The organism is Candidatus Diapherotrites archaeon (genome assembly GCA_040755695.1).
Classification (GTDB): Archaea; Iainarchaeota; Iainarchaeia; order Iainarchaeales; family 1-14-0-10-31-34; genus JBFMAK01.
Window position 1 is genome coordinate 1 of the sequence record JBFMAK010000007.1, and the last position, 7,992, is coordinate 7,992.

Annotated in this window: 13 protein-coding genes; all 13 read right to left on the reverse strand. The window is 44.1% G+C overall.

Annotation, left to right across the window (positions count from 1 at the left end; genetic code table 11):
- Positions 1-203: RHS repeat domain-containing protein (locus AB1467_07170; protein MEW6296034.1), on the reverse strand; the 203-nt coding region annotated here is incomplete at its 3' end.
- An 83-nt stretch (positions 204-286) separates the two neighbouring features.
- Complete coding sequence (locus AB1467_07175; GenBank protein ID MEW6296035.1) at positions 287-1,345, reverse strand: tetratricopeptide repeat protein; 1,059 nt, start codon at positions 1,343-1,345, stop codon at positions 287-289.
- 10 nt (positions 1,346-1,355) lie between these two features.
- Positions 1,356-2,078: an RHS repeat-associated core domain-containing protein gene (locus AB1467_07180; GenBank protein MEW6296036.1), complete on the reverse strand. Its 723-nt coding sequence runs from the start codon at positions 2,076-2,078 to the stop codon at positions 1,356-1,358.
- 91 nt (positions 2,079-2,169) lie between these two features.
- Entirely contained in the window at positions 2,170-2,634 is a 465-nt protein-coding gene (locus AB1467_07185) for a hypothetical protein (GenBank protein MEW6296037.1), read from the reverse strand.
- The gene (locus AB1467_07190; GenBank protein ID MEW6296038.1) at positions 2,635-3,333 is read right to left on the reverse strand and encodes an RHS repeat-associated core domain-containing protein; all 699 of its coding nucleotides are present in this window, start codon (positions 3,331-3,333) and stop codon (positions 2,635-2,637) included.
- Between the two features lie 68 nt (positions 3,334-3,401).
- Positions 3,402-3,785: a hypothetical protein gene (locus AB1467_07195; GenBank protein MEW6296039.1), complete on the reverse strand. Its 384-nt coding sequence runs from the start codon at positions 3,783-3,785 to the stop codon at positions 3,402-3,404.
- Between the two features lie 21 nt (positions 3,786-3,806).
- Complete coding sequence (locus AB1467_07200; protein ID MEW6296040.1) at positions 3,807-4,388, reverse strand: RHS repeat-associated core domain-containing protein; 582 nt, start codon at positions 4,386-4,388, stop codon at positions 3,807-3,809.
- Between the two features lie 151 nt (positions 4,389-4,539).
- On the reverse strand, positions 4,540-4,929 hold the full coding sequence (locus AB1467_07205; GenBank protein MEW6296041.1) for a hypothetical protein: 390 nt from the start codon (positions 4,927-4,929) through the stop codon (positions 4,540-4,542).
- A 39-nt stretch (positions 4,930-4,968) separates the two neighbouring features.
- Positions 4,969-5,646 (reverse strand): RHS repeat-associated core domain-containing protein, encoded by a 678-nt coding sequence (locus AB1467_07210; GenBank protein MEW6296042.1) that lies wholly within the window; start codon positions 5,644-5,646, stop codon positions 4,969-4,971.
- Between the two features lie 94 nt (positions 5,647-5,740).
- The gene (locus AB1467_07215; protein ID MEW6296043.1) at positions 5,741-6,268 is read right to left on the reverse strand and encodes a hypothetical protein; all 528 of its coding nucleotides are present in this window, start codon (positions 6,266-6,268) and stop codon (positions 5,741-5,743) included.
- A gap of 32 nt (positions 6,269-6,300) precedes the next feature.
- Positions 6,301-6,996 carry an RHS repeat-associated core domain-containing protein gene (locus tag AB1467_07220; GenBank protein MEW6296044.1) on the reverse strand — a complete coding sequence of 232 codons (696 nt, stop codon included), beginning with the start codon at positions 6,994-6,996 and terminating at the stop codon, positions 6,301-6,303.
- A gap of 72 nt (positions 6,997-7,068) precedes the next feature.
- Positions 7,069-7,602 carry a hypothetical protein gene (locus AB1467_07225; protein MEW6296045.1) on the reverse strand — a complete coding sequence of 178 codons (534 nt, stop codon included), beginning with the start codon at positions 7,600-7,602 and terminating at the stop codon, positions 7,069-7,071.
- The coding region (locus AB1467_07230; GenBank protein MEW6296046.1) for an RHS repeat-associated core domain-containing protein at positions 7,544-7,992 on the reverse strand (449 nt) is incomplete at its 5' end. The genes AB1467_07230 and AB1467_07225, both read right to left, overlap by 59 nt.

The following is a 7,992-nucleotide window of genomic DNA, read 5'->3' on the forward strand; positions in this document are numbered from 1 at the left end:
GTAACCGCGATCACCTCCCGGGCGGTGCGGTTGCCCGCGGCGTCGTACGTGTAGTGGATGATGGTGCCGTCTTCGTACTGCACCTGTTCGAGGCGGCTCAGGGTGTCGTAGGTGTATTGGGCGGTGGTGGCCGGCTCAGAGGTGGCTAATAGAAGGCAGATAATAATTGGGCCAATAATTAGTTTGATAAGCTGATAATTCATAATAATTTTCCCACCTCTTACGGGAGAGTTATAAATTGATTAAGAATAATCTTAGATAGTTTGGACCTATAATATGCTTACTCTTAAGCATTCAAAGGTATCTTAGCCAAGCAATCCTTCGCCATTTCTATTTCTTCATCAGCGGCTCGCGGCGCAATAAGAACCTGATTGTAATGTTCTCTAGCCTTTTCATAATCACCTATTGACCAATAATAGTGTCCTAATGTTAAATGGGAATTAGCATAATAATAGTGTCTTTTATCTATTATCATTAATACCTTCTCTAAATAATTAATTATGTTGACATCATCCTGCATTCTATAAGCAATGATGCCAAGATGCCAAAAAATACCAATGTCATATATAGAGTTGCCCTTTAGCAAGGGATCGCTATCCTTACTTTTCAAGGCTTCCTGAAAAGCATTTTTTGCTTCGTCCAATCGATTTTCCTTAAAAAATAATTCCCCCATATCATAATATATCTTCGATGTAGGCACTTTGGCGATCTTGGCCTTTTGCAGGGCTTCCCTAAAGTAATTTAGGGACTTATCGTATTCCTTCTTCTGGCTATATATTGATGCTATGCCTGTTAATATCCATATCTTGTCATCATCATCTGGTGATAGCTTTAAAGCTATATCATATGCAGCTAATGCTTTTCGATAATCTCCGAATTTCATGTAGATATCAGCTATACACGAGTGGATTTTATGATCGCTTTGTTCCTGAGGTAGATTTTCTATGAGTGATTCAAAACACTTCAAAGCATTGATAGCATGGTTTTCAGATAAATTATTATCATATTCATATAGAAACAGATTATAATGATTTAATCCTTTCCAGAGGAGACATTCCGCTGAATCTCCACATGAGTAAAGATATTGTAGAGATTTCTCAAATAATATCTTTGCTTTTTCTATCTCCCCGTAAGCTAAGAAGGCTTCTCCTTCTTCATTATAAACTCGAGCCAATTCAATATCAGAAAGTTGTTTGAGCCTTAATTCGGCATATAAATCTAACAGTTTTTCATATTGTCCACGTTTTAGATAAGTATTTCCTAATTCAAAATAGTCATCAATATTTGCCGTGCCGCTTCTAATTTTTTCATCTAACTGGACATCCTTTTTGCTAATTTTTTCCATTTCATATCTCCTAGATCATCCCTGCAGGATTTGATTTGGGATCATAAAGGTCGTCTGTTGAATCTGGAGGCCAAGGTGGTAAAGGTGGTGGAGGATAAATTGGATCGAAAGGCCCAGATTTCGGCTCATAACGTCGCCAATGTTCAGGAAGAAATTCATCAGGATTTGGTGGCTGACCCTTTGCGTATGGTGGAGCTGGCTTGCATTGGGGTTGGTCAGGTTTCGGGTAAGACCTTGGAATCGGCTGCCTTTGTGAAGGTGAAGGACGCCACAAAGGTCTGAAAGGAAATCTCCAAAGGCCATCGGTATCAATGTAATTTACTGGATCATTCCCAACAAATTCATAAAGATTAATCCCCCCTTCTTCTCCTATCGGGTCCCGCGTTAGCCACCTGCCCAACGCCGGCACATAATAACGATAGCCGTAATAAGACAATCCCGTCTTTTCATCATAAGGTTTGGTGGAAAATTGCATGGGCTGCTGCAGGTAGTTGCTGGGGACCCGGGGTTCGCCGAAGGGGCCGTAGGCGTAAGTGGCGGCCACGTTGGCGTTCTCGTCCAGGAGCCCGGTGACGTTCCCCTTGCCGTCAAAAATATAGGAGTAATGCGATCCGCCCTGATTCAGGTCCAGCAGCCCGCCGATACCCCCCGGCAGGCCCTGCCCCCAGGTGTATTCATTGATGACGTTCTGGTTTTGGTCCCGTTCCTGCACGATCTGAAAGCCGTCGTTCATGTAACGTTTCCCATCGCGCGAATAAATGATGTCTTTCCTTATTTAATAGTTATTTGCTTCTATTTAATATTGCCCCATTTTTATTATTACTTTATTTTTTTAGTATAAAATAAGTTACAAATAAAATACCTGCCATTATTAGGATTACAATATTAACAATATCAATAATATCACTTGATTCTAATCTCTTATAAAACTCAAACGCAGAAATAAAACAAAGAACACCACTAACAATTCCTATTGTTTTAGATGCTGCACGAACCTCTCTTTCATCTAGTAATTGTGGAAAATTACCAATTATCCTATCATATATTCTTACGTTTCCGTAAATTTCTTTGCATATTTCTCCTTCAAAAGTAACTAATATTAACCATCCTACATTAAATATAACAAATCCAATTATGCCAAGAATTATATCATCGACATGATACGATATCATAATTAAAATAATGCCAATAGCTCTGATCAATTCGCCTTTTAAGCCAGTACGCAAATAGATTTTTCCTCCTCTAATAGAGAATAATAAACCAATAACTATTATTATGACCTTTTCCATTTAATCACATCCTCTTCTTAAGGGTTCGCAGGCGATGTGGCATGATATTGCGCATGGTAACCAGCCAAATGGATGTCCGGCAGTTGCAGTATGGCACATGACTTCACAAAAGCAAAGACATGCAAGATATGGATAAGGATTACATTTTTTACGATCTGGTTTTGGACAAGGAAGTCTGTGCGGTGAAGGTGGCTCTGGATTTGATCCTGGTCCTGGGGGGTATCTACATAAGTAGGGGTCATTAAAACCGGGAAATCTTCTTGGTTCTGGAATATCCCAACCTGGACCATCAAATGTTAGTCCCCAGGGATCAATTGAGTTTATCGGGTTGTTCCCCGTGAACCCGTAAAGATTAATTCCCCCAGCTTCCCCCAGCGGGTCCCGGGTCAGCCATCTTCCCAATGCAGGTACATAGAATCGATACCCGTAATAAGACAATCCCGTCTTTTCATCATAAGGTTTGGTGGAAAATTGCATGGGCTGCTGCAGGTAGTTGCTGGGGACCCGGGGTTCGCCGAAGGGGCCGTAGGCGTAAGTGGCGGCCACGTTGGCGTTGTCGTCCAGGAGCGCGGTGACGTTGCCCTTGCCGTCATAAAGATAAGAATAATGCGATCCGCCCTGGCTCAGGTCCAGCAGCCCGCCGATGCCCCCGGGCAGGCCCTGCCCCCAGGTGTATGTCAGCCTTCTTGCCGTCGCCATCTCTCCCAAGACCGGTTCACCTCAATCGCAGAAGGCGGGATGCGTTTCACTTTCCCGCCCTACGCTTGCTATTTTTTCTGCGCATTTTCAGCAAAAATTTTTATTTCTTGATCGATAATATTATCGAGCAGCTGGGAGAACGCTAGTCCGAAGGACATAGTCACAAACCGCGGAAATCCATGATCACCTTTCTCGCCTCCGATCCAAGTCAAGTTCTTATCACTTTTATTTAGGGTCACTCTTATACCCTCTAAAGCCATAATAAGCGCTTGAAAGCTATCTTCGCCATGTGCATATTGTATTTGAGAATTTTCCAGCCCAATTATTTGAAAAGCACAAATGAACTCCGTGTCTTGATACTTTGATGGTTTTCCCAAAAGTACTTTGATTTCTTTATTATCCAAATCATACTCAATAAGTTTTCGTTCGCAGATAATCTCAAACTTCTTCATCATAAATGACCTCCCATTTTTCTACTTTCCAAAATGCCAATAACACCAGCCAATGCAGGCAGTTTCGCTAGCAAACATCAATGCCCAACATCCAGCACGAAGTTGAGGAGTAGGCAGTGACCTACAATAGCATGCTAACCTTTCACCGCCTCTTTTGCATGCCCCTATGCAATTTCTTAAATCTCCAGGTCCTAAGTAGTACAACCCTAGCGGGTCAACGAAATTTACTGGATCATTCCCCACAAACCCATACAAATTAATCTCACCTTCCTCTCCCAACGGGTCCCGCGTCAACCACCTGCCCAATGCCGGTACATAATAGCGATAGCCATAATAGGACAATCCGGTCTTTTCATCATAAGGTTTGGTGGAGAATTGCATGGGCTGCTGCAGGTAGTTGCTGGGGACCCGGGGCTCGCCGAAGGGGCCGTAGGCGTAGGTGGCGGCGATATTAGCGTTTGCGTCCAGGAGGGCGGTGACGTTCCCCTTGCCGTCGTACAGGTATGAATACTGGGCCCCGCCCTGGCAGAGGTCCAGCAGCCCGCCGATGCCCCCCGGCAGGCCCTGGCCCCGGGTGTATGTCAGCCTTCTTGCCGTCGCCATCTCTCCCAAGACCGGTTCACCTCAATTGCAGAAGGCGGGGTGCGTTTCACTTTCCCGCCCTACGCCTGCTACGCCTGCTAATTAGTGACCAATTGTCATAGATGCCTCCCAACCAGACAATTATCATATCTTTCTGCGGCACTATCTCAACCTATCTCATTTTCGAAAGTCGATAAAGTCCAGCTTCAGCCAATAATCGAAAATATCCAAAACGAGATATTTCAAATAATTCTTTGTATAAACTTATAGCATAATCAATATGACCAATATTTTCGGCCTCGTAGGCTTGCATCTGGAGGTCTTTGAGTTTCTCATATCTTTGTTCATCTTCTTCATATTCCCGAACAAAATCACGTTTCAACTCTGGCTTAAGAAAATATATTTTATCGCGTATATCCCATAACTCACAAACTATGCGACCAAGTAGCATTAGAGTTTCTTTCTGGTCAATCATAGTCAATCCCTTGACTTCACTAGAAGCCCCCATAATAGATTCGAGAGCTTCGCCAAGCAATAAATCTAAATGTTCTAGAGAACTCATATAAGCACCTTACTTATCATTTTTTTATTGATCATATATTCATGGATATGGGTAACCATATCTTTTCATGCATCTTCTCATACAATTTCTGAATGGGGCCCCTTGATCACAACGATCACGTCCAAGATGCTTTTCGCACTCTCTGAAACATTTATCATAAATACGCCTTCGAGTTTCGTCATCAGGATTTGCATCATCATCCCAAAACCTTCTAAACGCTCTTTTAGTTGCGTCTGTAAAATCTTTGTTTGCTGGAGTTCCAGGCCAAGCGAAGGGAGGCACAATTGGAACAGGAGCTGGAAATGGCATTGTCCAGAGGCCAAATGGATCGACCCAATTTATCGGATTATTCTCCGCAAACCCATACAAATTAATCCCACCTTCTTCCCCCAGCGGGTCCCGCGTAAGCCATCTTCCCAAAGCTGGGACATAAAAACGATACCCATAATAAGACAACCCCGTATTTTCATCGTAGGGCTTGGTGGAAAATTGCATGGGCTGGCTCAGGTAGTTGCTGGGGACCCGGGGCTCGCCGAAGGGGCCGTAGGCATAGGTGGCGGCCACGTTGGCGTTCTCGTCCAGGAGGGCGGTGACGTTGCCCTTGCCGTCATAAAGATAAGAATAATGCGATCCGCCCTGGTTCAGGTCCAGCAGCCCGCCGATGCCCCCGGGCAGGCCCTGGCCCCAGGTGTATGTCAGCCTTCTTGCCGTCGCCATCTCTCCCAAGACCGTTTCACCTCAATTGCAGAAGGCGGGATGCGTTTCACTTTCCCGCCCTACGCCTGCTCAAAAAGAATAAAAACTGCATAACTTAATCCATTTTGCCTGGTTCAGGAGGCTCCAATATTGAAAATGGCCCAATCTGTAAGGCTACTTCTTGAATATCATTATTTGGGATTTTCTCACTAGCATACATATTCCACTGTTTATTTAAATATCTTGAAGAGTATTTAATGACCAAAAAAACCAATTTAGTACGATCTTTATTCACCCATTTGGCAATTAACCGATGGACCAGAGGGTTGCCCTCAACTGTAGCATCAACTATTTGCTTCCATCTTCTATCGCTTTCCTGATAGTTGGGCTGTACGAACGGAAGCCAACCAATATCTTTTAATTTATTATCATAAAAGAGTAAAACCTCTTTAGAAGGGAAGGATAGCCGGACTTTGTATTTGACATCGCGTACGTTCGGAATATCTCCATAGGTTTTTACATCATAACTTTTGGGATAGCGCAGTCCGATGATATAATCCTCATCATCATTGCTGGACCACGAAACCCTAGTCCCGGCAGCAAAGACCAAAATACAGAATAACAAACATGATTTTCTTAACATATCTTCCTCGCTTTGTGTCTTGTGCGTCCGATTTAACGCTCGGACCAATATCCCGGCTCTCTGGTCTTAGGTGGGTTTTTCGGATCGAATCGGGGCGCCGGCAGTGGCCCCCAGTCGCGACTAGGAGGACTGTCGCAAACACACCCACCTCCCCCTGCCTCACGCCGGGACGTCGTTTTAGGAAGGTTTCGATAATCATCACACAGTTTAGGCGAAGAAGGATGAGGATCATCCCAAGGGACACACCTCCAATAGCAATTGCAATGCCAATGCGAATAATCTGCATCCCAAGCAACCGGTACCCATGTGCCTTTGCAAGGAGGTACCAGCCCATAGGGATCAATCAAATTAATCGGATCATTCCCCACAAACCCATACAGATTAATCCCGCCCCTCTCCCCGATGGGGTCCCGCGTCAGCCACCTGCCCAATGCCGGTACATAAAAGCGATACCCGTAATAAGACAATCCCGTATTCTCATCATAGGGTTTGGTGGAGAATTGCATGGGCTGTTGCAGGTAGTTGCTGGGGACCCGGGGCTCGCCGAAGGGGCCGTAGGCGTAGGTGGCGGCGATATTAGCGTTTGCGTCCAGGAGGGCGGTGACGTTCCCCTTGCCGTCGTACAGGTATGAATACTGGGCCCCGCCCTGGCAGAGGTCCAGCAGCCCGCCGATGCCCCCGGGCAGGCCCTGCCCCCAGGTGTATGTCAGCCTTCTTGCCGTCGCCATTTCTCCCAAGACCGGTTCTCCTCAATTGCAGAAGGCGGGATGCATTTCACTTTCCCGCCCTACGCCTGCTTGTTATTTAATTGTTGATTGAATAAAAGATCCTATAATAGATCCGATTATCGCACCTATGCACTCAATAATAATAATAGTCAACAATATGGCAATGAATATACCTATGTATACCCCCAGATACTTTAGCCCAATATTACTTGTAAGCATGTATCCAATACCCCCGCCTACAGTTCCGAAAATTATTCCATAATATAATGACAATGGAGATATTAATATGCTTCCGACTATTGCTCCCCATATTTGTCCTATTTGAACATATTTCTTAATAATAAAGTTCTCTATTATATATCCTGAGACCATTCCAGCAATTATTACTGAAACAATCAATCCTATGCCTCCCACAGAGGATAGCATATCATTCCTATTCTGATGCTTCATCGAAAGTATTTGGTAACAAACAAGAAAGAAAGCAATTATAAACCCTATTACAATTCCTGATTTATATGCAATTATATTTCTCAACATATCTTGCTCCTCATAATTTATTATTAAAAGGTTTAAACCAGCAATCATAATGATCTTGCCAAAAACCATTATCATACTGACAGTTATTCCATCTATCTAATAAGCATTTGCGAACGGCTTTAGACCAGGGATCATTGGGAGCAGTGCTACACACTATATATAAAACCCATTCCCCGCATTTTTTATAAGGATTGCATGATGGCTCAGGTTGACATACAGGCGGGTATACCTTTAAACCCTTAGGGTCTATAAAATTCACGGGGCTATTTTTTACAAATTCATAAAGATTAATCCCACCCTCTTCCCCAATCGGGTCCCTGGTCAGCCACCTGCCCAATGCCGGGACATAAAAACGATACCCATAATAAGACAACCCCGTATTTTCATCATAGGGTTTGGTGGAAAATTGCATGGGTTGCTGCAGGTAGTTGCTGGGGACCCGGGGCTCGCCGAAGGGGC

Coding starts and splice junctions, on each gene's coding strand:
- AB1467_07215 (MEW6296043.1), bottom strand. CDS start 6,268: ATGTTAAGAAAATCATGTTTGTTATTCTGTATTTTGGTCTTTGCTGCC.
- AB1467_07180 (MEW6296036.1), bottom strand. CDS start 2,078: ATGAACGACGGCTTTCAGATCGTGCAGGAACGGGACCAAAACCAGAAC.
- AB1467_07175 (MEW6296035.1), bottom strand. CDS start 1,345: ATGGAAAAAATTAGCAAAAAGGATGTCCAGTTAGATGAAAAAATTAGA.
- AB1467_07185 (MEW6296037.1), bottom strand. CDS start 2,634: ATGGAAAAGGTCATAATAATAGTTATTGGTTTATTATTCTCTATTAGA.
- AB1467_07195 (MEW6296039.1), bottom strand. CDS start 3,785: ATGAAGAAGTTTGAGATTATCTGCGAACGAAAACTTATTGAGTATGAT.
- AB1467_07200 (MEW6296040.1), bottom strand. CDS start 4,388: ATGGCGACGGCAAGAAGGCTGACATACACCCGGGGCCAGGGCCTGCCG.
- AB1467_07190 (MEW6296038.1), bottom strand. CDS start 3,333: ATGGCGACGGCAAGAAGGCTGACATACACCTGGGGGCAGGGCCTGCCC.
- AB1467_07210 (MEW6296042.1), bottom strand. CDS start 5,646: ATGGCGACGGCAAGAAGGCTGACATACACCTGGGGCCAGGGCCTGCCC.
- AB1467_07220 (MEW6296044.1), bottom strand. CDS start 6,996: ATGGCGACGGCAAGAAGGCTGACATACACCTGGGGGCAGGGCCTGCCC.
- AB1467_07205 (MEW6296041.1), bottom strand. CDS start 4,929: ATGAGTTCTCTAGAACATTTAGATTTATTGCTTGGCGAAGCTCTCGAA.
- AB1467_07225 (MEW6296045.1), bottom strand. CDS start 7,602: ATGGTTTTTGGCAAGATCATTATGATTGCTGGTTTAAACCTTTTAATA.